Source organism: Paenibacillus sp. NPDC056933 (genome assembly GCF_042674385.1).
In the GTDB taxonomy this organism is placed as follows: Bacteria; Bacillota; Bacilli; order Paenibacillales; family Paenibacillaceae; genus Paenibacillus.
The window spans coordinates 1-24,319 of record NZ_JBHUQN010000004.1; the positions used below are offsets into that span (position 1 = coordinate 1).

Annotated in this window: 18 protein-coding genes, 17 tRNA genes and 1 rRNA gene; 28 read left to right on the forward strand and 8 right to left on the reverse strand. The window is 47.4% G+C overall.

Going from position 1 to position 24,319, the window contains the following annotated elements; all coding sequences use genetic code 11:
- The 20 genes from rrf to ACFTRD_RS24145 all read left to right on the forward strand — a co-directional run.
- Positions 1-95 (forward strand): 5S ribosomal RNA (gene rrf, locus ACFTRD_RS24050); the annotation flags it as partial.
- Between the two features lie 59 nt (positions 96-154).
- Positions 155-228 (forward strand) — tRNA-Ile (locus ACFTRD_RS24055).
- A 28-nt stretch (positions 229-256) separates the two neighbouring features.
- Positions 257-332, forward strand: a tRNA-Ala gene (locus ACFTRD_RS24060).
- Position 333: 1 nt separating this feature from the next.
- Positions 334-409, forward strand: a tRNA-Asn gene (locus ACFTRD_RS24065).
- 3 nt (positions 410-412) lie between these two features.
- Positions 413-504, forward strand: a tRNA-Ser gene (locus tag ACFTRD_RS24070).
- A 17-nt stretch (positions 505-521) separates the two neighbouring features.
- A tRNA-Glu gene (locus tag ACFTRD_RS24075) sits at positions 522-593 on the forward strand.
- A 125-nt stretch (positions 594-718) separates the two neighbouring features.
- Positions 719-794 (forward strand) — tRNA-Val (locus ACFTRD_RS24080).
- Between the two features lie 20 nt (positions 795-814).
- Positions 815-888: transfer RNA gene (locus ACFTRD_RS24085), tRNA-Met, on the forward strand.
- Positions 889-915: 27 nt separating this feature from the next.
- A tRNA-Asp gene (locus ACFTRD_RS24090) sits at positions 916-993 on the forward strand.
- Between the two features lie 29 nt (positions 994-1,022).
- Positions 1,023-1,098 (forward strand) — tRNA-Thr (locus tag ACFTRD_RS24095).
- 97 nt (positions 1,099-1,195) lie between these two features.
- Positions 1,196-1,271, forward strand: a tRNA-His gene (locus tag ACFTRD_RS24100).
- Between the two features lie 11 nt (positions 1,272-1,282).
- Positions 1,283-1,357, forward strand: a tRNA-Gln gene (locus tag ACFTRD_RS24105).
- Between the two features lie 9 nt (positions 1,358-1,366).
- A tRNA-Lys gene (locus ACFTRD_RS24110) sits at positions 1,367-1,442 on the forward strand.
- 9 nt (positions 1,443-1,451) lie between these two features.
- Positions 1,452-1,538 (forward strand) — tRNA-Leu (locus ACFTRD_RS24115).
- A 9-nt stretch (positions 1,539-1,547) separates the two neighbouring features.
- A tRNA-Gly gene (locus ACFTRD_RS24120) sits at positions 1,548-1,622 on the forward strand.
- Positions 1,623-1,628: 6 nt separating this feature from the next.
- A tRNA-Arg gene (locus ACFTRD_RS24125) sits at positions 1,629-1,705 on the forward strand.
- A gap of 16 nt (positions 1,706-1,721) precedes the next feature.
- A tRNA-Pro gene (locus ACFTRD_RS24130) sits at positions 1,722-1,795 on the forward strand.
- A 9-nt stretch (positions 1,796-1,804) separates the two neighbouring features.
- Positions 1,805-1,875, forward strand: a tRNA-Gly gene (locus ACFTRD_RS24135).
- Positions 1,876-1,962: 87 nt separating this feature from the next.
- Positions 1,963-2,601 carry a pentapeptide repeat-containing protein gene (locus ACFTRD_RS24140; RefSeq protein WP_379384486.1) on the forward strand — a complete coding sequence of 213 codons (639 nt, stop codon included), beginning with the start codon at positions 1,963-1,965 and terminating at the stop codon, positions 2,599-2,601.
- A gap of 341 nt (positions 2,602-2,942) precedes the next feature.
- Positions 2,943-3,548 (forward strand): short chain dehydrogenase, encoded by a 606-nt coding sequence (locus tag ACFTRD_RS24145; protein WP_379385222.1) that lies wholly within the window; start codon positions 2,943-2,945, stop codon positions 3,546-3,548.
- A 174-nt stretch (positions 3,549-3,722) separates the two neighbouring features.
- Here the strand turns inward: ACFTRD_RS24145 and ACFTRD_RS24150 are convergent, their stop codons facing one another.
- A complete protein-coding gene (locus tag ACFTRD_RS24150; protein WP_379384488.1) occupies positions 3,723-4,583 on the reverse strand; it encodes a CYTH domain-containing protein in 861 nt (286 codons plus the stop codon).
- A gap of 145 nt (positions 4,584-4,728) precedes the next feature.
- Positions 4,729-5,637 (reverse strand): LysR family transcriptional regulator, encoded by a 909-nt coding sequence (locus ACFTRD_RS24155; RefSeq protein WP_379384490.1) that lies wholly within the window; start codon positions 5,635-5,637, stop codon positions 4,729-4,731.
- A gap of 361 nt (positions 5,638-5,998) precedes the next feature.
- On the opposite strand from ACFTRD_RS24155, the gene ACFTRD_RS24160 reads away from it, so the two are divergent.
- The 4 genes from ACFTRD_RS24160 (at position 5,999) to ACFTRD_RS24175 (ending at position 11,718) form a co-directional block, all read left to right on the forward strand.
- On the forward strand, positions 5,999-7,015 hold the full coding sequence (locus ACFTRD_RS24160) for an ABC transporter ATP-binding protein (RefSeq protein WP_379384492.1): 1,017 nt from the start codon (positions 5,999-6,001) through the stop codon (positions 7,013-7,015).
- Between the two features lie 266 nt (positions 7,016-7,281).
- Positions 7,282-8,358: an ABC transporter substrate-binding protein gene (locus ACFTRD_RS24165; RefSeq protein ID WP_192272603.1), complete on the forward strand. Its 1,077-nt coding sequence runs from the start codon at positions 7,282-7,284 to the stop codon at positions 8,356-8,358.
- A 115-nt stretch (positions 8,359-8,473) separates the two neighbouring features.
- Entirely contained in the window at positions 8,474-10,159 is a 1,686-nt protein-coding gene (locus ACFTRD_RS24170; RefSeq protein ID WP_379384495.1) for an ABC transporter permease, read from the forward strand.
- A complete protein-coding gene (locus tag ACFTRD_RS24175; RefSeq protein WP_379384497.1) occupies positions 10,156-11,718 on the forward strand; it encodes an MBL fold metallo-hydrolase in 1,563 nt (520 codons plus the stop codon). The genes ACFTRD_RS24170 and ACFTRD_RS24175 overlap by 4 nt, the downstream gene beginning before the upstream one ends.
- 157 nt (positions 11,719-11,875) lie before the next feature.
- On the opposite strand, the gene ACFTRD_RS24180 is transcribed toward ACFTRD_RS24175, so the two are convergent.
- The 3 genes from ACFTRD_RS24180 to ACFTRD_RS24190 are packed head-to-tail and all read right to left on the reverse strand — an operon-like array spanning position 11,876 to position 14,736.
- Positions 11,876-12,430, reverse strand: a complete 555-nt coding sequence (locus ACFTRD_RS24180) for a GerMN domain-containing protein (RefSeq protein WP_379384499.1) — start codon at positions 12,428-12,430, stop codon at positions 11,876-11,878.
- 41 nt (positions 12,431-12,471) lie between these two features.
- Positions 12,472-13,887 carry an N-acetylmuramoyl-L-alanine amidase family protein gene (locus tag ACFTRD_RS24185; protein ID WP_379384501.1) on the reverse strand — a complete coding sequence of 472 codons (1,416 nt, stop codon included), beginning with the start codon at positions 13,885-13,887 and terminating at the stop codon, positions 12,472-12,474.
- Positions 13,888-13,911: 24 nt separating this feature from the next.
- On the reverse strand, positions 13,912-14,736 hold the full coding sequence (locus tag ACFTRD_RS24190; RefSeq protein ID WP_379384502.1) for a hypothetical protein: 825 nt from the start codon (positions 14,734-14,736) through the stop codon (positions 13,912-13,914).
- 295 nt (positions 14,737-15,031) lie between these two features.
- Between ACFTRD_RS24190 and ACFTRD_RS24195 the strand changes: the two genes are divergently transcribed.
- Both ACFTRD_RS24195 and ACFTRD_RS24200 read left to right on the forward strand, forming a co-directional pair.
- The gene (locus ACFTRD_RS24195) at positions 15,032-16,261 is read left to right on the forward strand and encodes an anhydro-N-acetylmuramic acid kinase (protein WP_379384504.1); all 1,230 of its coding nucleotides are present in this window, start codon (positions 15,032-15,034) and stop codon (positions 16,259-16,261) included.
- Between the two features lie 123 nt (positions 16,262-16,384).
- Positions 16,385-17,224 carry a MurR/RpiR family transcriptional regulator gene (locus ACFTRD_RS24200; RefSeq protein WP_379385224.1) on the forward strand — a complete coding sequence of 280 codons (840 nt, stop codon included), beginning with the start codon at positions 16,385-16,387 and terminating at the stop codon, positions 17,222-17,224.
- Between the two features lie 812 nt (positions 17,225-18,036).
- On the opposite strand, the gene ACFTRD_RS24205 is transcribed toward ACFTRD_RS24200, so the two are convergent.
- The 3 genes from ACFTRD_RS24205 to ACFTRD_RS24215 form a co-directional block, all read right to left on the reverse strand.
- Positions 18,037-19,140, reverse strand: coding sequence for a hypothetical protein (locus ACFTRD_RS24205; RefSeq protein ID WP_379384506.1), 1,104 nt, complete (start codon positions 19,138-19,140; stop codon positions 18,037-18,039).
- Positions 19,141-19,508: 368 nt separating this feature from the next.
- Positions 19,509-20,414: an N-acetylmuramic acid 6-phosphate etherase gene (gene murQ / locus ACFTRD_RS24210; protein WP_379384508.1), complete on the reverse strand. Its 906-nt coding sequence runs from the start codon at positions 20,412-20,414 to the stop codon at positions 19,509-19,511.
- A 22-nt stretch (positions 20,415-20,436) separates the two neighbouring features.
- On the reverse strand, positions 20,437-21,399 hold the full coding sequence (locus tag ACFTRD_RS24215) for an N-acetylglucosamine kinase (RefSeq protein WP_379384510.1): 963 nt from the start codon (positions 21,397-21,399) through the stop codon (positions 20,437-20,439).
- 360 nt (positions 21,400-21,759) lie between these two features.
- Here ACFTRD_RS24215 and ACFTRD_RS24220 point away from each other — a divergent pair, with 360 nt between their 5' ends.
- Positions 21,760-23,112 (forward strand): ABC transporter substrate-binding protein, encoded by a 1,353-nt coding sequence (locus ACFTRD_RS24220; RefSeq protein ID WP_379384512.1) that lies wholly within the window; start codon positions 21,760-21,762, stop codon positions 23,110-23,112.
- Between the two features lie 55 nt (positions 23,113-23,167).
- Positions 23,168-24,091: a carbohydrate ABC transporter permease gene (locus ACFTRD_RS24225; protein WP_192262486.1), complete on the forward strand. Its 924-nt coding sequence runs from the start codon at positions 23,168-23,170 to the stop codon at positions 24,089-24,091.
- The last annotated feature ends 228 nt before the right edge of the window (positions 24,092-24,319 follow it).

A 24,319-nucleotide genomic window follows, 5' to 3' on the forward strand; every position in this document is an offset into this window, starting at 1 on the left:
TTCCACACGTACCCATCCCGAACACGACCGTTAAGCCCTCTAGCGCCGATGGTACTTGGACCGCAGGGTCCTGGGAGAGTAGGACGCCGCCAAGCGAATTCCCTTTGGGGTATTTTTTTTGCCCCCCTTGTAAGGAAAAAAGGGATACATATTAGGGCCCTTAGCTCAGTTGGTTAGAGCGCACCTCTGATAAGGGTGAGGCCGGTGGTTCGAGTCCACCAGGGCCCATAGTAATACCAGATATACTAAAGTATATGGGGCCATAGCTCAGCTGGGAGAGCGCCTGCCTTGCAAGCAGGAGGTCAGCGGTTCGATCCCGCTTGGCTCCACCATTCCCTGATAGCTCAGTTGGTAGAGCACTCGACTGTTAATCGAGTTGTCACAGGTTCGAGTCCTGTTCGGGGAGCCATATGGAGAGGTGTCCGAGCTGGCCGAAGGAGCACGATTGGAAATCGTGTAGGCGTCACAAGCGTCTCGAGGGTTCGAATCCCTCTCTCTCCGCCAGATAAATTTTATAACAAGGCCCGTTGGTCAAGGGGTTAAGACACCTCCCTTTCACGGAGGTAACAGGGGTTCGAATCCCCTACGGGTCATAGCTATATCTATTAGCTTTAAAAAAGGGATGAGAATCCCAAAGGTTCGTCGGAGGATAAGCTTCGTTAGCAATTGCTACGCAGTCTCGAACGAAGTGAGAGTATCCCCTACGGGTCATAAATATGGAGGCTTAGCTCAGCTGGGAGAGCATCTGCCTTACAAGCAGAGGGTCGGGGGTTCGATCCCCTCAGCCTCCACCATATAGTTTTCTGAATAACGACGCGGGGTGGAGCAGCCCGGTAGCTCGTCGGGCTCATAACCCGAAGGCCGCAGGTTCAAATCCTGCCCCCGCAATTATGCTTTCTTTCAAGAAAGTGATCTGGAACCGTGGTGTAGTTGGCCTAACATGCCTGCCTGTCACGCAGGAGATCGCGGGTTCGAATCCCGTCGGTTCCGCCATTTTTAATCAAGTTTCACATTTACACCGTGCCGGTGTAGCTCAACTGGTAGAGCAACTGACTTGTAATCAGTAGGTTGGGGGTTCAAGTCCTCTCGCCGGCACCATTTATTGCATTTGCCTCTGAACCTATACTACAATGTATATTACAGGTACAGAAGGGAATACTGAGATACTCTCAGCGAATGTAAGGGATAGCTTATGGCGATCGTGGCGAAGTGGTTAACGCACCGGTTTGTGGATCCGGCATTCGGGGGTTCAATTCCCCTCGATCGCCCCATGTTTTCTTAATGGGGATTAGCCAAGCGGTAAGGCAACGGACTTTGACTCCGTCATGCATAGGTTCAAATCCTATATCCCCAGCCATTTTATTTTGAGTCATTAGCTCAGTTGGTAGAGCACCTGACTTTTAATCAGGGTGTCGAAGGTTCGAGCCCTTCATGACTCACCATTATATTTTGCGGTCGTGGCGGAATTGGCAGACGCGCACGGTTCAGGTCCGTGTGGGCTAACCCCCGTGGAGGTTCGAGTCCTCTCGACCGCACCAACTATTTTTGCGGACGTGGCTCAGCGGTAGAGCATCGCCTTGCCAAGGCGAGGGTCGCGGGTTCGATTCCCGTCGTCCGCTCCAATATTTGCGCCCTTAGCTCAGCTGGATAGAGCGTTTGACTACGAATCAAAAGGCCGGGAGTTCGAATCTCTCAGGGCGCGCCATTATTTTCATAAGTATCGGGATGTAGCTCAGCTTGGTAGAGCACCTGGTTTGGGACCAGGGGGTCGCATGTTCAAATCGTGTCATCCCGATCTTTATATGCGGGTGTAGTTCAATGGTAGAACTTTAGCCTTCCAAGCTAATAGCGTGGGTTCGATTCCCATCACCCGCTTCATGGTAATATCAAAAAGAGCTCTTGCTTACTGCAAGGGCTCTTTTTGATATAGTAATTGTAAATAAGAAAATAGTGGGAGGGCTTATGAAAAATAAAATAGAAACGCCAAAGATTCCCTTGGAGCTGGAAGACTTATCGTTAGCCTTAGAAGCGTGGGAGAGCAAGGAAGAAATTAAGCAAGGGCGATTCAGTAATATCTTGATTGAACATCAGAGCGCCAGCAGGGTTTCATTTGATAAAGTGATTTTTGAGAATGTGATATTCAGCGAGTCCTCTCTACCGGAAGTGGAGCTTACCGATGTGATCTTTGATAAATGTGATTTGTCCAATATGAACTTTAATGGTTCTTTCCTTCATCGGACAGAATTTAGAAACTGTAAAATGCTTGGTACCAATTTCGCAAATAGCAGGTTTCAAAATGTAAGCTTTCAAGACTGTGTAGCGGATCTTTCTTTATTCCGGTTCTCCAAGTTTAAACAGGTGAAGTACACGGAATGCTCTTTGGTGAGCAGCGATTTTTTTCAAGCAACACCACAGAAATTGGGGTTCTCTGAATGCAACATGGATCAGGCCTTTTTATCGGGTGTAAAGCTTAAGGGAATGGACCTCAGTGATTGTAGCTTTGAGAGCTTACATGTGGATATTGAAGATCTGGATGGATGTATGATTTCCGATGCACAGGCCGCTTCTTTCGTTGGGTTACTAGGATTAATTGTAAAATAACCTTAGCCCTGCATGAACTCGTAGTGAGAGATGGAATTCGCTCGCGTTCGAGCTGTCACTTCCCTTGTTTTGCTTGGGCAAAGCCAAAAGTCGTTCCATTTCGATCACTTGCTCATGCAATTTACCGTTTTATTAAAACTTGTTTACACAAGTCCAGCTAAAGGAATGTCCTAATTTGCAAAATTTCGATTCGATATCTAGTTTTCCAAGAACAAGCTTCATGCAAAAGCAAGTGGCTATTTCTACAGTCAGCCGTTTGATTATGTGAGTGAACTTTGTTTAAATGAAGAGATCAATGAATGTACAATTTCATGCTTTCACTGATAAAAAGGAGGCGTATGATGAAAAGGGCTCTGGTTATTGGAGGAAATGGGACATTAGGCAAGGCGGTTGTTGCGAAGCTTCAGGAATATTCCGTTGAGGTTGTTACAGCAGGCAGGCAATCCGGAGATTATCAGGTGGATATGACCTCGACAGAGAGTATTACATCCCTCTTTGAAACGGTAACTAATATTGATTACGTCATTGTTGCTGCAGGCCAGACCCATTATGCGAAATTGGAAGAACTGACACCTGAGAACAACATGATTAGTGTACAGGGCAAATTACTCGGTCAGGTGAATATCGTATTGATTGGGCAGCACTACATCAACGACAAGGGGAGTTTTACGCTGGTCAGTGGCATTATACAGGACCATCCCATTCTGAAAGGTGCGTCCAGTGCTATGGTTAATGGTGCAATCGATTCGTTTGCCAAAGCAGCAGCGTATGAGTTGCCCCGAGGGATACGTCTGAATTCCGTTAGTCCTAACCTGTTTGTTGAATCGGCGGAGAAATATAAAGGTGTGTTTATCGGATTTAATCCGGTGCCTGTGGAGCGGGTCGCCAATACGTTTATTCAGAGTGCACTTGGGATCGAAACAGCCCAGACCTTCAAAATATATTAACTATAAGGAATAGTAAAATATAAAGGAGATCAACAGAATGTTCTGTTGATCTCCTTTTGTTTTGAATGAAAAAGAGCTGAGGCTTTGAGTTATTTATGGGGCAGACAGGCCCCTCTCCTACAATTAATGCAGGAAAAGAGGCCTGGGATAGATAGATTATTCATTCTGGAGCTATCAGTATCTTTCCAGAATCGTTTGTGTTTTCAGGCCATCGGCAGGTATAAGCCAGTTTTTGTTCTGGAGGAATTGCAGCAACTGGGCACGAAGTCCGGATACGGCTACAGCATCATCGGTTTTGAAGGAGATCTCTACCATGTTCTCAATACCTGTACCTGCTGCGTTACGGATTGGCCATACTTCAAGCGTAAGCTCTTGCCCATTCCATGTGCCTTCATAGCGTTGGAACGTTATTGGGCCGTAGGCGCGGGCTTGGGTGAGTTGTTGTTTACCCCAGTTGGAGGAGGACCAATTTTTTAATTTGCCAGGCAGCTTGTCCAATAACATGCTCAAAGCTTCCTGCTGTGATGGAAGTTGAACGCCTGTGGCTTGGGTATCCACCTTTTTGGTGTTGGAGAAGCTCAACGTTTGTTTGCCATATCCCCAGTCAATCTCAGCTTCATAGTTATCATCTGACGCATCAAATCCCTCTTGGTTAGCCAGAGTCAGCGCTGCATTAACATCTCCATTGATGACAGGATAACGCTTTTTATAAGTCAATTCATAATTGTTCTTGTCATCCTTCTTCCGAAAACGAACATCCCATCCCGCTTGATTCAGATTCAGGGAATTGGTATCAAAATACTCTGCACTAATGTTTCTTGCTGTGGAACTCAGGCCGAGTGTCTGAATGACTTCACTGCGTGGTGTCCCATCTGTGTTCAATACCAGTTCCGGCTTAGCCAGGAACTTCACTTCATAAGCTGGAACGGCATTGGCTGCTGCTGAAGCCTGTGGTGCTTCCAGAAACGTCAGTCCACTTCCCAATGTCACGATGCTCAGCATGAATGAGGCAGTCACCTTTTTCCATTTTTTCAAAACCAATCACTCCCTAGGCTGGATTAACGTACAGACTCACTTTATCCCCTGAGTATGTGAAAGCGATTAAATGGAAGGGCCCGTTGCGTTAATCCTGCATAGATTTGATGAATGCCAAGCGATAGTTTATATGGGAAGCGGGAGATTATGAGCTGAAAAGAGAGAAGCTGTGACTCGTGTCCTGCAATACTTCTTTGAAGCGATCGACTTGAACTGAAGGATGACGATCTTTATTGTGGACGGTGTAAATATGCCGCGGAGCTTGCTCCCCTGGAATGGGGAGGACCTTGATCAGCCCATGCTGCTCTTCCCACTTTACTGCCATTCGTGACATGAACGAGATATGACCGCCGAGTAGAACCAACTGCTTAATCGCCTCCAGAGAGTCCATCTCAACGGTGCTACGCAGACGAATATCATGTTGCTCCAGCCATTGGTTGGTTAAACGGCGAGTACTGGATTCATTCCCATGCAGCGCAAAAGGAACCTGTGCCATATGCTCGGGTTTCAATGCATCCCTTTGAGCCAAGGCATGCTGTGGAGAGCAGATTAATACCAGATCATCCTTACACAACGTTTCTGCTTGCAGTACCGGACCAACAAACGGTTCGGAAGAGATTACACCCAGATCAATCTGATGGCGGATCAACATTTCGCGGATAACGGGTGAAGGTTTGACCGATAACATCATTCGAATACCGGGGAATTCCTGAGAAAATGTATTCAAAATAGGTGGCAACAGATACGTTGCAGGTACATAGCTCGCTCCAATGTGCAGGGTGCCCCGATATAGGCTGTCATATTCCTTTACTACTCGGCGCGCCTCCTGGGTCAGGGCATTAATTTTGACGGAATAATGTAAGAGGGCTTGTCCAGCCTCGGTGAGAAATGTCTTTCCACTACGCGATTCGAATAATCGCACCCCCATCTCTTCCTCCAGGGACTTCATATGAAAGGTAACGGTAGGCTGCTTGATCCCGAGAAGCTCGGCCACACTGGTCATATGATGATGCTTATCCATGAGTTCAACAATTTGCAGTTTAATCAGATTCAACGAACTCAACACTCCTCTCCCTTATACAGGGCCTCCATAATATAAGATGATTTAATGCTTGTTTTCATAATGACGGAGAGTACAGGACCAATCTGAAGAAGCGAAGCGTTCGCCTTTATCCCCTGATTTCTCCCTTTGAAAAGGGAATCAAGGAAATCCGGGGATAACAGCGATCGGAAGATGGTGCTGTAATCGGAGTAACAAAATGAAAAATTCATTTAAATCACCTTATATAGATTTAATCTATGAACATCAACAGAATTCATCTAAAAAGTTAATTCCAATTTTACATTCCTAACATACAACTCGCGACAGCGGACGTTAGACTGAGAACAGTACAAGAAGACAGGCAGGGATGCTTATGAAAATGGAAATTAGGGGAATTCAAAAATCATTCAATCGCACTCCCGCGCTGCTGCCCACGGATTTAACGCTTCAGCATGGACAGTTTACGACACTGCTCGGCCCATCGGGCTGCGGCAAAACGACACTACTGCGCATGCTGGCGGGGCTGGAGCAGCCGGATGCAGGAGAAATCGTCGCGGATGGCAAGAGTTTCTACTCGGCAACGAAGCGGATAGATGTACCGACCCATAAGCGTAATCTGGGCATGGTGTTTCAGGATTTTGCACTATGGCCGCATATGACGGTGTACGAAAATGTGGCGTTCGGCCTGAAGGCCGGAAAGCAGAAATTGGATCTGCGCCAGAAGGTGACCGAAGCACTTGGCATGGTTCGCCTGCAAGGCATGGAGGATCGGTATCCTCATCAGCTGTCAGGAGGACAGCAGCAACGGGTTGCTTTTGCCAGAGCGGTAGCGGTGAGACCGGGTATTATCCTGTTCGATGAGCCGCTAAGTGCGTTGGATGCCGTGCTGCGGGAAGAGATGCGAATTGAGATGATGTCATTGGTGCGGGATATGGGACTGACAGCGCTGTACGTCACCCATGATCAGGTTGAGGCGATGTCGATGTCAGATGAGATTGTGGTGATGGAGAAGGGGCGGATATTACAAAAGGGAACCCCTGAAACGATCTACGCATCGCCAAGCGATCCCTTTGTTGCTTCGTTTATCGGAAAGTCCAACTGGCTTACGCCTAACCAGTCCATGGTAAGACCGGAACATGTCTCCTGGAGTAAGACAGGCCATGACGATCTGTGTTATCAGGCGGTAGTGCTCAGCGTCAGTTATGTAGGAGAGCGTTATGAAATTCGGGTACAGATGGAGGGGCTGGGTGTGTGGACAGCCTATCTGGATCGAAGAGTGCGTGTCGGGGAAAACGTCCAGCTCTATGTATCCCCTGAGCGAATCTGCCGCATGAACGGGCAAGAAAGCCTGGATGTGAAGCGGCGAGAATTCATAGCAGCAGCTAACTAACCAATATGAGTGCGTGATCCGGGGAACAGGGTTTCTCGCCCATGAATGAAATAGTGAACGGCACCATCAACAGAATCATGAACAGGATTATGGAATAATGGGTCGCTGTGGAAAGCAACATTGCTCTGTTCAACCAAGGAATGGTACAAGTTGGCGGAAGAAGCGAGAATAGCACTATAAAGACCATAGCGGGAATGGCGTAGACAGCGTGAGTTTGCAGAAACTTGAATACGAATATAATCAGAAACCAAGGGAGATGGAATGAGATGTTGGGTATGAAAACACGAAAAAAAAGCGCAATGCTGTTATTATCAGCGGTAATGAGTATCAGTTTGTTCGGATGCAGTACGGGTAATTCAACCACCGGGAATGCGGGTCAAGCTGCGGGGGAAGGCAGTAAGGCAGCTGCATCGGCGGAAACGACGAAACCAGCCGGTGGCAAGCTGGTGTTGTACAGTGCAGGGCCTCAGAAGCTCGCGGATAACATTATCAACGGATTCACAGCCAAGACAGGCATTGAAGTTGAGATGTTCCAAGGCACGACAGGCAAAATACTGGCTCGCATGGAAGCGGAAAAATCCAATCCGGTAGCGGACGTCGTTATCCTGGCCTCCCTGCCTTCAGCCCAAGCGCTGAAAGCGGATGGACTGACACTCCCGTATCCTGACGCGGAGAATGCAGACAAGTTGAACAAGGAGTGGTCGGATGCTGAAGGCAACTATTTTAGCTCCAGTGCTTCGGCACTCGGCATTGTCTACAATACCAAGCTGGTGTCCACGCCACCAACCAGTTGGGCTGAACTTGCAACACCGGCCTGGAAGGACGTAGTCAATATCCCGGACCCTACGCTGTCTGGTTCTGCGCTGGATTTCATTACGGGATACCTGAGTGTGAATGGAGATAAAGGCTGGGACTTGCTGGACAGTTACAAGGCGAACGGTGTAGCAATGGCAGGAGCGAATCAGGAAGCGCTTGACCCGGTCATTACCGGAGCGAAGAGCATCGTAGCAGCAGGTGTGGACTATATGGCGTATTCCTCCAAAGCTAAAGGTGAACCGCTGGACATCGTATATCCGGAGGAAGGGACTGTAATCAGTCCAAGACCGGCCGCGATTCTGAAATCGAGTTCGAATGTAGAGAATGCCAAGGCATTTATCGACTACCTGTTGTCCGATGAGGCACAAAAGCTCGTTGCAGATGCTTACTTGATTCCGGGACGTGAAGACATCGAGGCGACCAACCGGGCGAATCTGAAAGATATCCCGCAGCTCAAAGTGGATTGGAACTGGATGAGTGAACACGGAGATGAGACAGCGGCACGTTTCTCCGAGACTTTTAAATAAGATTATTTATTTTCCTGAGCATCTTTGAATTAGATATAACGGCTGGATCTTGAGAGTAATGAAAAGTAAGCAACATAGAGAGTGTCTTGTGGAAGTCATGTGAGGTGAAAGCATAGTGAAACCTGTTGTAGTAGACAACAACCGTATTTTTCGGAGAGTGGGCGTGATTCTGGCCCTCTTTCTGCTGACGATAAGCATTGGTGTACCGCTTTTGCTGATTTTCTGGCAAAGTGTGTATCCGAATGGGCAATGGGATTGGATGGCTCCCATTCGGACGATTACCGGCCATCACTTATCCGGGGTGCTGCTCAATTCGGTCTGGCTTGGCATCTGTGTGGTAGCTGTAACCACGTTGCTGGCATTGCCACTGGCCTGGATGATGGCAAAGACCCGCATGGGTCAGCATCGCTGGGTGGACGTGATCCTGATGATTCCGTTCATGACCCCGCCGTATATCGGCTCCATGGGCTGGATTCTGTTTATGCAAAAAGGGGGATACCTGCAGCAATGGGTGCCCTCCGCTGCAAGTTGGAGTGAGTTATTCTTCAGCTTCTGGGGCATGGTGCTCATTATGAGCTTGCATCTGTTCCCCTTCCTGTACCTGTTGCTTCGAGATGCGATCATTCGTATTGGAGGCAATCTGGAAGAAGCGGGAGCCGTGCACGGGGCACGTGCGGGATACCGGTTTAGACGCATTATTTTACCACTGCTGTTGTCTTCCTACGGCATGGGGATCATGCTTGTTTTCGTCAAAACGATTGCAGAATTCGGAACGCCAGCAACCTTCGGACGCAAGATTGGCTATTATGTCATGACCTCCGAGATCCACAAGTATATCTCCAGTTGGCCGATTGATTTTGGCAAGGCGACTTCGCTCGCTTCCGTGCTGCTGTCGGTCTGCCTGGTGATGTGGTACATGCAGTCGGCCATGAGTCGAAAGTTCACGTACCGTCTGGTGGGGGGAAAAGGGCAGCGCTCCAAACGATACTCCCTACGCGGCGGAGCGGGTTGGCTGTGCGGGTTGTATCTCGCGTTGCTGCTGATTCTGTCGGTGGGCATTCCGTATTTCTCCATTATTGCTGCGTCGACGATGAAGCTGCGCGGGGCCGGATTGTCCTTCGACAATCTGACGCTGGATCATTACCGGGAGTTGCTGTCCTGGGGATCGGTCAGCATGAAAGCGATCGGGAACAGTCTGGGGCTGTCACTGGCAGCTTCGACGGTTGCGGTTATGATCGGTACAGGTTTGGCCCTGACGATTGGCAAATCGTCTTCCTTGATGCAGCGTGTCATTGACCTGTTCAGTCTGCTGCCAAATACGGTACCGGGCATTGTCATGGTGGTGGGTCTCATTCTGTTCTGGAATTCACCATGGATGCCGTTCACCCTGTACAACTCGTACGGAATGGTTGTTCTGACGTATGTAGTGCTCTTCTTGCCGTACACAGTGCAGTATGTCAAATCAAGCTTCACCCAGATAGACGGAACGTTGTTCCAGGCAGGTCAGGTCTTTGGCGGAAGACCGTTGTATATTCTGCGGCGCATTCTTCTCCCCCTGATTATTCCCGGGATGCTGGCCGGGTGGATGATGACATTCACCATTGCTGCTCGGGAACTGGTAGGCTCACTGTTGATTTTGCCTCCATCAATGCAGACCTCGGCCACGTATATTTTTGCTCAATTTGAACAAGGTCAGGTCTCATTGGGGATGGCGATGGCCGTGGTTACTGTCGGTATGACGGTACTGATGCTGCTCGGCATCGAAGTTCTGAATTCGAAGAGAAAGTGGAATGCATCATGATCAAACTAAAAGTATGGGGCGGTGCCGGGGAACACGGGCGCTCTGCCTATCTGCTGAGAGGGAGCCGGGTTCAACTTTTGCTGGATTGTGGCGTGAAAAAAGAAGGAGCCGGCGAGTACCCGTTGATTGAACCGGAAATCGTTAAAGAGCTGGATGTAGTTTTGTTGTCTCACGCCCATGAGGATCATTCTGTCGCTATTCCGTTGCTCTATAGGATGGGGTATGAGGGTGAAGTATGGACAACGCGGGAAACCAGAGAGCAATTAGACACCTACTTCAGAGCTTGGCGAAGAAATATGGAGAGGGCAGGACACACCCTCCCATATGAAGAAGGCGATGAACAACTGATTCGCTACCGATTTCTGGAGGATGAAGCCGAGGGTGGAACCTGGTTTGAAATGGTCCCTGGCGTCTCGGTGGTGTGGGGGCGTAGTGGCCACCTTGCAGGATCGGTATGGTTCGGACTGGAAATGGAGGATAGGCGGATATTCTATTCCGGTGATTACACCTCCGAATCCATGCTTTTGCAGGAGGATAGTCCAGCGAATGTATTCTGGCAGGCAAGGGTACCACATAACAGGCATGGATTCGATGCTCCAGTTAGTCAACGTTGGAAAACGGATATACGAACCGTCGTGAATGGTGGGCATGTCTTGGCAGGAGAGCCATCCACGTCGCATACTCTTCCCTTTGCTGCATCCGAAGGGGTGTTACGATCGCACGTATCATCAGGTAGAACTGTGGAGCAAGGGAATGCCTATGCCGTATCCAAGGGAGTAGAAGTAAACAAAGCATCTTCAATCGGTCTGCTGGATTTGGCGATTATGGATGCCGCATATGGTACAGACCGCGATACGCAGGCCAACAAACTGGAGCAGCTGGAACAGGCCATTCATGAGACGATTGCTCGAGGTGGAAAGGTGCTAATGCCTATGCCCTCAGTGGGCCGTGGTCAGGAAATCATGCTGTGGGCACAGCAGCAGTTCCCGGACGTTTCGATTATAGTGGAACAAGGGCTGGTGGACGGGTTGAAACAGCTTCTACGTGCCCTATATTGGCTAAAGGAAGAGGAAGAACACATTCCAGGTGCCGTGAAGGAAGCAATTGGGCGTTTTCTGGAGGGGCATGGATGGGAGATGCCTGTGACAAAGGAAGAGCGAGAGCGGCTGCTGCATCAACATGCTGCCTCTTTGTGGTTCATTCCGGACGGGATGATGCAGTCCTCTCTTAGCCGCTGGTACTATAGCCAGTTTGCGGAGAATGAAAATAATCTGGTGCTGCTCACAGGGCATGTTTCTGCTGGCACCTATGCTTACAGATTGTTGCAGAATCCTGCAAAACACGGAGCGTGCGAGGTGCGGAAAATTCGTTATAAGGTGCATCAGGGCTGGAAGGATGTCGAGAAAATGCTGCATCAGGTTCCTGCGAGGCATACGGTGCTTGTGCATGCGGACAAGGAAGAGACGGATCGTTTGAGAGCGGGGTTACTCAGAGAACCACGTTTCTCGGGGAAGGGAATGCTGCATTCGCTATCTCCTGGAGATGAACTCTATCTGTAGGTTGGAGTTTTATAAGGATTGGATTATGCAGGGCGCCCGTGGGGGCGTCTTTTTGAATGTGGATTTTTATAAGAAATGCAGGATGAAAAGCTATGCTTCTCATCCTGCATGGGAGATGACTCAAGGAGAGAATCATCCGATGTCTTTTAAAATTAGATTAGGGCTTGCGTTGAATAGGATGCTCCAGCTCTGCATGACCCATCAAGCTATCCAGGGCTTCACCGTCCACCAGTATATCGATACTTTCTACTTCATCATATTGAAACATCGTTTGGGTCAGTGCATCCAGTGCAAGCAATTCGCCACTGGTTCCCAATTTGGCCTCATCCGGGATATGAACATCCAAAGTGACTTTGCCCTCGCCGTACTGTATGGAGAGCAATTCAACCTTATCCCAGAGAGATACGAGCCCCGAATCGGTATTGTTTTGTAAAGCTTCAAATGTTTTTTTATATTTCTCGGAATCGTCCTTGTATTCAATTTCCTGCTCTTTTTTCTCAAGTTCCAGCACCTGTGAATCGGCGAAATACACATCAACCGTTTGTAAGTTCATTGTGCCCAGATCCACCTTTGTTTCGGATGGGTTTGGTGACGGTCCCCCCTGAACAGCCGGATCGGCCGAACCGGATTCACTGACTGGCTTCTGAGCACAACCCATGCCAACAATCATTAAGAAGGATAAGACGAGCGCACATCCCAATTTCGTTTTCAATGGATCACATCCTCCAGCATATTTACATTATGTTTTATCATTTAATTTATACCGAGATATTCCTTAATCCCATCTGCTATCGCTTGAGCGGCTTTCATCTGAACGACATCGGACGACATCAGTTCTTCATCCATAACATTACTCAGGAATCCCACTTCCAAAAGTACAGCAGGCATGGTCGTATCTCTGATCACTTCCAAGTTGCCATTTTTCACACCACGGTCTTTGAGCCCCAGAGCTTTAACCAAACGTTGATGAATGATATTGGCTAATTCCTTGCTGCTGCTGCGTTGATAGTAGAACGTCTCTGTACCTGTCGCCTGGGGTGAGGACTCCACATTATTGCCATGGATAGATACAAATACATCCGCGTTTAATTGATTGGCGAGCTGAACACGCTCCGGGCGGGTGGGATAAGTATCCCCGTCACGGGTCATCACCAATTCGATATCCGGCTCATTGAGAAGCAGTGCTTGTACTTTAAGAGCCAATGCCAAATTGTATTCCTTCTCGGGTTTGTTGGTGATGCTGGTTGAACCTGGATCCTTACCCCCATGACCTGGGTCGATGACAACAACCTTGCGTCCTGAATCACCTCCAGGAATGACAGGAACAGGTGTGACGTTGTCTCCCGCAACATTCAGATCAATAATCAGTTTATCAGCAATGATGTTCTGGCTGTATTGGACATCCTTCACATGATTCAATTCAACAACAATTCGGACTTGACCAGGGTCTTGTTTAAAAAGAGAGTATCTAACTTCCTTTACATTGGGGTATGCGTCCATATCCAATTTGCCATTCATGTTTTGGTTTAAAGGCTGCGGTAGATCACCAAACACTGCTCCGGGCAGATCCACGACCAGACGATCGGGATTCTTCAAAGTCGTCATCACGGGTTTGGATTCACCATCCATAGACACGACGAGCTGATTGTTAGCAAATTGGATATCGGTAACCTGGGCTAACGAAGTTGGGTTGCCGTTCCCTGAACTGTTGCCAGGTTCGCTATTAGGCTCCTTATTGGTGTTCGTTAAGTATACGACTTTCTCCTTGTTGTCCCATTTCACCGAAAGCCCCATTTGTTCACTGACAAATCGAATGGGCACCACCAGAGATTTATTCAAAATAAGTGGGGCTGTGTTCAGGGTAACTTGCTTGTCAGCAACCATGGCTTGTTTTTGATCTACGGTTAAAGATATTGTCTGGTCATCTTGCTGGATTTTTACATTGCGTGCTTGTTGATTCCAATCGACTTTGAACTTCAAATTCTCGGCAACGACACGAATCGGAATCATAACGTTCTTATTCACGATGGTCACCTGAACGTCACTTGGGAGGATTAATTCCTCACCGTCCAGGAAGATTTTCGACGTGTTTGCAGCTGCATTTCCCTGATTAGGGAGGACAACCAGAAAGAACAGACTCAGGAACAGGAGTATTATCGTTTTTTTCATTATGCACCTCTACTATTTAGATCGTTACTGTATGGGATACTTATCCAGCTTGAACCATTCGGCAAACTCATTACGACTGATTTTCTTAACAGGCTTCACCTTGTTACTCTCTATGCGGTATCTATAAAGTATCATTTGATCAGACGGATACTCACTGATGTAATCTAGTATTTTTCCGTTTTTTTGCCACAAAATCAGATTGGTACTAATATAATTGGTTGCCCTTGGCAGGTATATAAAGCTCTCTTTCTGAACATTGTAGATGGCTATTGAGCTTTTGGCGGGATCTCCGTAAGAGAAGGCGATCTGATCTTCGTTGGGAGCCCAGTTATAGGCGGCAATGGTTTCTATGTTCTTCTTGCCTGCTTTTTTCAATCGGTCATTTAATTCCGTCACTTCACCTGTTTGAAGGTTAAGCAGCATCAGAGTTTTTCCTGCGCTGCGTTCTGCGTGTATAGCAAGCCATGTATTGGATTTGGAGGCTACAACACTTGTAATATCGAGCCAATTGTCCTCCAAATCACTCGTTTCAATCGTATGTTTTTGGCTCCTCTTAGTGACGACAATGGAATGAATTACGTTTTGTTCAAATGTGGGCTTACCTTCCAACTTCACTGTAGTAGCCGTTAAAGTAATATTTCCTCCTTTCCAGACGATGTTGTTGGTACTGTTGTTCTTTTTAAACGGTTTGACGCTTGAATAGATGGAAGGAGTTACAGAAGTCGCATTAACGGAACGTTGTGAAATTCGTTCTGTTGTGGCTGGTTGGGCACCGACAACGGATGACGATGTAGTCGCCAATCCCCCCAGTAATAGCACAGTTGAAAACCAAATAGCAGCGTTGTTCATCCTTGTATCTCCTTCCGCTGGTGACAGTTTATAACCCTCAACATGTCGATTCCAAAATATACCTTCATTATATAAACGGTAAAATTGTAAAAATGTTTCTTTTTGATCGCAATTTATCTATTTATTAATAGAAAGCATCCTGTGAGCATGCCGATTCAGATAAAGAGTAGTAATGGCTGGAGGGAGTGTAATTAAATTTCATAATATATTTGACTTGTGAAATTTTATATCATATACTGGGTGAAATTATGGCAGGATGACGTGTTCATCGGGTCTGGCGGGAGGTTGTGAATGGATGGATACAGGCAGCTATCCGATGTGGGAGCAATATCGCTTGAAACGGGAGCATTACATCATTGGACTGATGTCAGGCACGTCCCTCGACGGGACGGATGCGGCATTGGTGCGTATTCTGACAGATGAAAGCGGGGCACTGGAAAATATCGATCTGGTTGACTTCGTCTGCGTACCTTACTCCAATGAATTGAGAGAAGTGCTGATTCGACTATGTTCACCGGAGACGGCACGCGTGGATGAGCTGACGGCTGCACATTTTGGTGTATCAGAGTGGTATGCTCACAGTGTCAGAGAGCTTATTCGGTCGTCAGGAATTTCACCCGGGCAGGTGGATGCAATTAGTATGCATGGACAGACCGTATGGCACGCACCCGTTGCTTCGGCTTTTCCAGGTCCAGCAGGCGAGAGCCTTCCCGTGGTGTCCACGCTGCAGATTGGTGAATGCGCCGTTGTACGTGAACGAACGGGCCTGCCGGTGATCGGCAATCTGCGGGCACGGGATATGGCAGCTGGCGGGGAGGGAGCGCCCCTTACCCCTTATGCCGATGCGTTAATGTTCCGCAGTCCGAAGGAAGGGCGACTGGTGCAAAACATCGGCGGCATTGGCAACGTTACAGTGCTTCCATCAGCGTCTTCTAATGAGGGTATTTCGGCTTTTGATACGGGACCTGGCAATATGGTGATGGACGCGATTGTACGCCAGGCGACAGGTGGGCGGCAGCATTATGATCCGAATGGAAGCATGGCCGCACAAGGGACGTTTGATCAGGGTCTGGTGGAGCTATGTTTGGACGATGACTATTTCAAAAGACTTCCTCCCAAGAGCACGGGACGTGAAGTGTACGGTGAGGCATATGCAGCACGCCTGATGGCGATGGCCGCTGTGCGTTCCCTATCCCTGGAAGATACGCTGGCTACTGCCACTTGTTTGACCGCGGAGACGATCGTGCGGGCAGTGAAGGATTTTATCCTGCCCAAGGTGCAAATATCGGCCATGCTCGCCTGCGGTGGCGGTACTTCCAATGCCACGTTAATGGAGATGATCCGTCAGCGACTTCCGGAAGGCATCCGTTTGGAGCGAACAGCGGACTATGGCATACCGGATGATGCCCGCGAAGCGATTGGATTTGCCCTCCTTGGCCATGAGGCACTTATGGGCAGAACCAACACACTCCCGGCAGTAACCGGTGCGAAACACGAAGTAATATCGGGCCACCTGACCCTGTAGTGCAGCAAGGTTTTTGAATGAGTTGGATATGCAATGGCATTTAATTAATTAGACTCCATCGGAATTATAGGATAAAATGCTTGTACATGAAGGCAGTACAGAAAGGAGGAGCGGATGGAAGGCATGAAAGGTGGACTTGTACGTTTACGCGCATTAATGGATGACTTGACTCCGTCGGAACGGAAGATCGGAGCTTACATTCTTGATCATCCCCAAGAGACGGTTCAGTCCTCGGTGGCACAGCTGTCCGAACGGAGCGGTGGCAGCCCGGCTGCCATTATCCGTCTCTGCAAATCACTGGGTGTAACGGGTTTTCAGGAGCTGAAGCTGAAGATTGCCGGAGATTTGCAGACAGGTGAGCAATACCAATATACGGAGATTCGTCCCCAGGACTCCATGGAGAGCATTATTCAGCATGTGTCCGCAAACAATATTCAATCGGTGAAGGATACCGTTCATATTTTGGACCCGCGTCTGGTAGAAGAGGCGGTGGATGTGCTTCATCGGGCGAACCGGATTTTTTTCTACGGAGTGGGGGCCTCTAACCTGATTGCGCTGGATGCACACTACAAGTTCATGCGAATCAATCGCACAAGCTTTTCGTTCGCCGATCCGCATATGCAGATTTCGTCCGCAACGACGCTTCGCGAAGATGACGCGGTGGTATGTATCTCGTATTCAGGAGAGACATCGAACGTGATCTCCTGTCTGAAGCATGCTCGTGAAGGCGGCGCTGCAACGATTAGCATTACCAAGTGGGGGAGCAATACGCTCAGCAGTCTGGCGGATGTGCCCCTGATGATTACGTCCACCGAAAGCGATATCCGTAGCGGAGCAACTTCATCACGGATTGCACAGTTGAACGTGATCGACATTTTGTATCTGGCGATTGCCAGCCGCGACTACAACCAGTCGGTGGAATATTTGGAGAAGAGCCGGCAGGCTATTCTGGAGCATAAGTGAAGTAGAACCATATGGAAAAGTCTCTATGGGTACAGGACATTGAAAGTTATGAGGTTGTTACTGATATGTCTGACGTCTTCTCTGAGGCTAAAGATGTGGAATGGAAACTAAGCTTTGTGTATCATTTAGGAGCACCATTTGACTCAAGCAATGAAGTTAAGATGGGAAATATACATCCCAATGGCAGAGTGTGGTGCATGCTACATTGTTCACTTGCTCAACGATCTCCGATGCGAGGAATATGACTAAATTGCGTCAAAATTGTTGAGAAGTGAATGAACTTTTATCGGCGTAGTGTCGAACCTTTAAAAGACTTGAATAAATGTGCCGCTCTTTTCTGGTTGACAAGAATTTTAAGTTTTAGATTAAAGCTGATTGTCTCACCATAAGGAAACCCTGCCACACGGCGGGTCCTAAGTTTCAATAAAAAGGCTGAACCCGGAATGAAAATAACATTCCGGGTTCAGCCTGGCCGATGAAGCTACTCGATGAAGAAAAAACTTCACGGTGAGAAGCATTGCACAGCCTGGGTATTGATTAGGAATTCCATAACTGCCTGGTATATATTATATTATTCCAGACCTAATCCATTTTCTTATTCTGTAGAAACCAAATAAAATGACCGCTAACATTAGGACTGATAATAATAAAAAAGCCATGTTACTTATCATACCTAGCTCATCCCAATTCAATACAGTGTAAATTATTATAGAGATATCAAGAATCACTAGAAATATAAGAGGAATAATCCAAGCGAGACGGAGTTTGTAATTTTTCAAGATCATATCCCTCCCGTCACTATATTTTACTAATTAGTACCCATTTACAAGGGTAAAACTGGAATTGGGCCAGTATGTTCCTCCGTGTGTATTCATTGTCATTGCATTATTCTGATATTGTGCTGCTGTTTTACTTAAATCCATTCTTGATTTTGTAGCATATGCTGAAGTAGTTAATCCCGCAAAAGTGGATAGAGCACCTATATAGTTTGAAACAATTGCAACCCATCCAGCAGGGCCAGCGGCAAATCCAGCTACCATTGTAATAAGACCTGCTAATGCAAAAATCCAACCTGTAACTTCTGGCCAAAGTGCCGATTCCATGTATTGTATTACATACTTCTCATAATTGTTGATATAACCTTTGTAGGTTACCAGTGAACTTGCCTGTGTAGTATTATTTTTGGTTGTGCCAGTGTACTTCAAATATTTGTGTGCTGCACCGCTGCTTAATGATTGTACAACAAAGTCACCGGTATCTAGAGTATGATTGAAAAAGTTATCGTATGCACCAGCTCTTTCAGTTGTTGAAGCGAGAGCCATGGCTTCTTCAACTTCTAAGGCAACTTTTTTGATTTCTGCTATTTGAGCTTTAGTGATACCTTGAGCACTGGTATGTGGAGCATTAGAAGATAAATTGGACGTAAGGCTCTCCACTTTTTTACGAACATTTGCTTCTTCCTTAGCAGTCAAACTCGCCTGATTGAATTTGATTTTATCTTGAGGATCAGAATTGAGTTTAAGCTGCACAACTTTAGTTTCCACAAGTGGAGTTAAGAATGTTTCAGTTTGTTTTAACTGAGTAGCCTCTCCAGTGTTCCAATTGTTGTTGAATTCCTCGTATACAACACTGGAATCTTTATAAGTATTGTTAGTATCATAGTAGTCTTCAATTACACTTAATTTCGTTTCGATTTCTATACCATTATCTGTAATTTCAGTTATCGAATTTACATTCTTGTATCCTGTTGGCTCATAAAAACCCTCTTCATTTTGGGTGTCTGATAACGTTTCAATAGTATAAGATTCCACGTTTACTACAGTGTTTTCAGAAGTTTGCGCGTAGGTAGCAGGAGCTGTTACTGATACAAAAAGCAAAGTAATCGCAAGAAAAGTACTTAGAGTCTTTTTAATCAATATTAAAACCTCCAATATCTTTTTTTGAAAATAGGTAGGTAGACAACTAAAAATCACCATATCAGTGGAAAATCATCCAATTACCAACCATTAATCACCTCTTTCTACCATATATAACAAAATAATACCATATTATTTGCTAAATAAATAGCTTTTTATCTTTTCATTATCAATTCAACTTAAATAAAGTTAGATGGACTGTGCGAAAGCGGGAAATGCAAGCAAGCTATCGGACGGTTCTCCCAGGAGGGGATTTTTATGGTTTTTTGACGGACTATATCCGCTTTTAGTATAAAAAAGTCAAAAAAAGAACCCAGACTAATGTCGGGCTCTTCTCTTTCAACCGCTTGAAATACCCCCTGTACGACTCAGGAAGGCCCCACAATGGCGGCGCGAACGAATCCATCAGCCAGATCAAGTCTGCGCTGGGCTTCCACCGCGTCCACGCCTGCCATCAGCATGACGATTGCCGTTTTTACATGACCGTCTGCGCCAGCAAAAGCCTGTTCAATATCCGCTTCGTTCGCTCCGGTTGCCAGATGAATCATGCGTTTGGCCCGATGGACAAGCTTCTCATTGGAAGGATTCAGATCGACCATGAAATTACGATAGACTTTGCCCAACCGAATCATGGCGGTAGTGGTCAGCATGTTCAGAATCATTTTCTGGGCGCTGCCTGCCTTCATACGTGTTGAACCCATGACAACCTCTGGACCGACAACAGCCTCGATGTTTACATCAGCCAAAAGGGTCATCGGCGTACCTGCGTTGTTACTCAGGCTGATCACAGTAGCTCCGATCTCCCTGGCGTGTCTCATGGCACCCAGGACATATGGTGTTCGTCCACTGGCGGCAATGCCAACCACGACATCGTTTTCGTCTAATCCATGTTCATCAAGGTCCGCCGCTCCCAATTCCTCACTATCTTCAGCACCTTCAACCGGGTCCTTCACTGCCCGGAATCCCCCTGCAATAATACCCTGCACCATGGAGGGAGGGGTTCCGTAGGTAGGCGGGCATTCCGAAGCATCAAGTATCCCCAATCGTCCACTGGTGCCTGCACCTACATAGAACAGCCTGCCGCCAGACTGAAAGGCCTCCAAGATCCGGTCCGCCGCTTGGGCAATGACCGGAATCAGGGGCTGAATAAGCTCTGCAATCCGTTGATCTTCCTTATTGATCAGTTCCATAATTTCTGCCGATGGCAATTCATCTATATGATCTGTTAGTGGATTGGGTTGTTCCGTTAATAATGAGTTCAGCATGTGATTCATCTGTATGGCCTCCTTCTCTCTTTTAGAATGATACATTCAGGGAACGGCGTCTTCTTGCCAGTAGTGCTGCACCTACCGCTGGAGCAGGGGCATCTTCACGATATACAAATTCCAACTCTCCATAATATCCCGATAACTTCTGGATAAATGTATTTCGGAAAAGTGCAGCGTATCGAAACAGTGACCCGGACAGGACAACCTGAGTAGATGCAAATTTGGGATGACGGGCAATCAGCGCTTTGGCGGTATCCGCCAATTGTGCGGCCTCATCGATGATCAGTGCCCGGGCGGCCTCGTCCCCGAATTCAGCTGCTTCTATAGCAAGGCGGGCGATGGATGCTGTCTCGCTTTTGCCCCAATTCGTCTGATAGACCAGCGACTTTAGCTCCGATATATCCCGAAGGTTCAGTTTCTTTAGAAGAAGCGGGGTTAAATGGGTTGGAGGAAGAACACCGTCATAGCTCTGCATGACCTCTTGAAGTGCACGTTGTCCAATACGATAGCCGCTCCCCTCATCTCCGAGCAGATGACCCCAGCCTCCTGCCCGGTATCGTTCTCCTTCCAGCGTAAATCCGTACACGATGGACCCTGTTCCAGAGATGCACAATACACCGTGAGTATGTCCGAGAGAGGCCATCAGGGCAATCTCTCCTTCGGATACAACCCAGACAGGGCAGCTTTCTGATCCCTGTCGATTACGACTCTTCATATAGTTATTTACTGCGTCGGATATAAGTTGCCGTTCTTGAACTGTATCTACACCTGACATGCCGAGGCATATACCTTCACAATTTGTCGATAAATCACTTCTTAGATTGAATAGCTGTTCCAGCACTCGTTGCAGTTCGGAAAGGGCCTGTTCCAGGGGTACGCTGTGAGGATTCGTGGGACCGCCGCTGAGCCGGGCGAGAATTTCGCCAGATTCAGAAATGATTGCTGCATCAGTATTGGTACCGCCTCCATCTACGCCAACATATACTCGCAAAGTGGCTCACCTCGATTGCTTGAGTTTTCTTTTTACATAGTATAGAGGCATAAAATGAAAAAGTAAAATTAAATTTTATAATAAAAAATAATGTTGAATTTTTATTTCATAGCTCATATAATGAACTCAATCTACAATTTTGGAAGGAATTAATACTGTTAATGTCAACTAAGTTGACGTTATATTGCATTTAAGAGATTAATCCTGCGTACGTTCAGGTCTAATCCATAAGGGAGGTGCATTTTCCTTACTGCCACGCTCAATAGTCTGTTAAGCCGTTTAAGGATGGATGATTTCAAAAGGGGTAGCATGGTTAGGCAATGCAATTATCGGGAGACGACACGCGAAGGAGATGAAGGGATGAAAAAGAAGGGTCTAGTGTGGGCAATGTTGTTGATGATGGTCATGGTTACTGCCTGCGGGAATAGCGGAGGCGCTGCATCAGATGATCCCAATGCGGAAGATACGGTAACGGTATGGACTTATCCTGTGCATGGAACATATGAAGATGAACTGAAGGATCTGATCGTTGATTTCAATAAAGAACACCCGAACATTACCGTGAAGACGGAAATGCTCTCCTGGGCGGAAGGACCCAAAAAATTCGATGTCGCTCTGAACGCGGGCAACCCGCCGGATCTTTACTTTCATAGTGTAGACGGCACGTATGTGAATACAGGATTGGCACTTGAGCTGGACAGCTACCTGACACCTGAGATCAAAGATGACTATCTGCCAGGTACGCTTGAATTAGGTCAGATCCAAGGGAAACAGTACGGATTGCCATTATATCAATTCCAATGGGCATGGGGTGGCAACAAACGCATTCTGGAGGAAGCGGGCATTGACTGGAAGTCCATTCAGCAAAATGGCTGGACGTGGTCCGAATTCAGCGCTGCCGCAGCCAAGCTGACCAAAACGCTGGATGGCGGGGCTAAACAATATGCACTGGTTACCGACGGAACCTCGCTTGATTTCATTGAAATGCTGTCCCGGAACAACGGCATGATTGACGTTCTTGACAAAGACGGCACGTTCCAATGGAATGATGGCCGCATTCTGGACACTCTCTCTTTTATCAAAAACCTGATGGATCAAGGTTATATGCCGAAGGAAACGGCGGCTCTTGCTCCAGCGAAACGGACGGATATGTTCTACGCGGGTGAAACGGCGATCATCTCCAAAGCGATTCCTTATTATGATGTGATGATTCAGAACCGCAACAAGGATATTGATGACGGCAAAGTACAGGGGGAGAAAATTGATTTTGTCCTGCTGCCTGTACCGCATAATGACGATCAACCTGCGGCAACAACGATGGGCGGCGAAGGATACGTAGCCTTCAAACAAAAGAAGGACAAAGGCGAGCAGCATGCCAAAAATACGTTCCTGGTGATGGAGGCGCTCAGTGGTGCCAAAGCAGGGAACTCCGCCAATGAATTGGCTCTTCCATTCGTAAGACAATCCCAGGTGGATCTGTTTAAAGGAAAAGAACTTGGTCAAGCGGATAATCTGGCTGCTGCGAAAGTCATGGCAGAGGATATTGCGATGCCGGTTGTGCTGGAACTGGATATCGAAAAAGCATCACAGCAAAAACAATTCAAGGAACAAGTGGTGAAGCCTAACATTCAGGCGCTGTTCTCAGGTGAGAAAACACCGGAGCAGATCGCAGAAGACTTCAAGAACAAAGGCCAGCAGATGTTTGGACAATAACTCGGACCATAAAACATAACGCAAAACCACACTGATTAGGAGAGGAGGATTCGCCATGCAGACCGCCCTTGCGCCAAAACCGTCTGTGCCCCGGACTTCCCGGGCTGCCCGGTTTTGGCGAGACTACGGGTGGGCGTATTTGTTTATTTTGGCGCCTGTCCTGCTGTTTCTCATTTTCACACTGTATCCCGTTCTGACGGCTCTCGTGATGAGCTTCCAGAAATACAACATTATGAACTCAACGTGGGTTGGATTGGATAACTACGAGCGACTGGTGAAAGATGAGACGTTCTGGAAGTCGATTAAAAATACACTCATCTTTACTGTAGGTACGGTACCGGTCAATATTCTCATTACCTTTGTACTGTCCTATTTCATCTTCCAGATGAAAAGCAAGTGGCAGACGTTCTTCAAAGCAACATTGTACCTGCCTGCGGTAGCATCGGGGGTAACCATCTCCATCGTATGGCTGGCGATCTTTGACCCGACAGATTCGGGACTGCTGAACCGCTTCCTCGGCCTGTTCGGCCTTGATCCGGTGATCTGGCTGGGCCAGTCGGGAACGGCACTCTTTTCACTCATCCTGATGAATTGGCTCGGATCGCACGGAGCGGGTATTATCCTGTACCTGGCTGCCATGGGCGGTATTCCAAAATCGCTGTACGAAGCGGCGGATATTGATCATGCCAGCGGCTGGACCCAGTTCAGCAAGATTACATGGCCGCTACTCAAACCAACGACGCTGTATCTGCTCGTGACAGGTGTGATCACGTCTTTCCAGGTGTTTATCTCGGTATATCTGATGACACAGGGTGGACCGAACTTTGCGACCACAACGATTGCTTACCTGATCTACGAGACGGCATTCAAGTTTTATGAGTTCGGATTGGCTTCTGCACAGTCGTTCGTACTGGCGATTATCATCATTGTCATCTCCGTCATCCAGTTTAAATATTTCTCCAGCGATATTGAGTATTAGAGGTAGTTCAAAAAGTCCGCTTTTGATTACGAAGGATGCCTAGCGGCGTCATCAGCATCGAATATGGAATTTAGCCGAAATAAGCGGGAGGCTTACGAAGTATGTTTCCAAAGGAAACATTTTGGTTGCTCACGTAGTTTTCCCTACGCTCCGCTACTCCATTTCTAGCTTCATCCCATCTTCTCGGTACTGAAAACCGACCTTTTTGAACACGTACGATTAGAGCAT

Bases quoted from the DNA above. Each gene is read 5' to 3' on its own strand.
- ACFTRD_RS24185 (WP_379384501.1), bottom strand. From the start codon at position 13,887: ATGAAAAAAACGATAATACTCCTGTTCCTGAGTCTGTTCTTTCTGGTT.
- ACFTRD_RS24140 (WP_379384486.1), top strand. From the start codon at position 1,963: ATGAAAAATAAAATAGAAACGCCAAAGATTCCCTTGGAGCTGGAAGAC.
- ACFTRD_RS24220 (WP_379384512.1), top strand. From the start codon at position 21,760: ATGAAAAAGAAGGGTCTAGTGTGGGCAATGTTGTTGATGATGGTCATG.
- ACFTRD_RS24165 (WP_192272603.1), top strand. From the start codon at position 7,282: ATGTTGGGTATGAAAACACGAAAAAAAAGCGCAATGCTGTTATTATCA.
- ACFTRD_RS24195 (WP_379384504.1), top strand. From the start codon at position 15,032: ATGGATACAGGCAGCTATCCGATGTGGGAGCAATATCGCTTGAAACGG.
- ACFTRD_RS24190 (WP_379384502.1), bottom strand. From the start codon at position 14,736: ATGAACAACGCTGCTATTTGGTTTTCAACTGTGCTATTACTGGGGGGA.
- ACFTRD_RS24175 (WP_379384497.1), top strand. From the start codon at position 10,156: ATGATCAAACTAAAAGTATGGGGCGGTGCCGGGGAACACGGGCGCTCT.
- ACFTRD_RS24160 (WP_379384492.1), top strand. From the start codon at position 5,999: ATGAAAATGGAAATTAGGGGAATTCAAAAATCATTCAATCGCACTCCC.
- murQ (WP_379384508.1), bottom strand. From the start codon at position 20,414: ATGAATCACATGCTGAACTCATTATTAACGGAACAACCCAATCCACTA.
- ACFTRD_RS24145 (WP_379385222.1), top strand. From the start codon at position 2,943: ATGAAAAGGGCTCTGGTTATTGGAGGAAATGGGACATTAGGCAAGGCG.
- ACFTRD_RS24200 (WP_379385224.1), top strand. From the start codon at position 16,385: ATGAAAGGTGGACTTGTACGTTTACGCGCATTAATGGATGACTTGACT.
- ACFTRD_RS24225 (WP_192262486.1), top strand. From the start codon at position 23,168: ATGCAGACCGCCCTTGCGCCAAAACCGTCTGTGCCCCGGACTTCCCGG.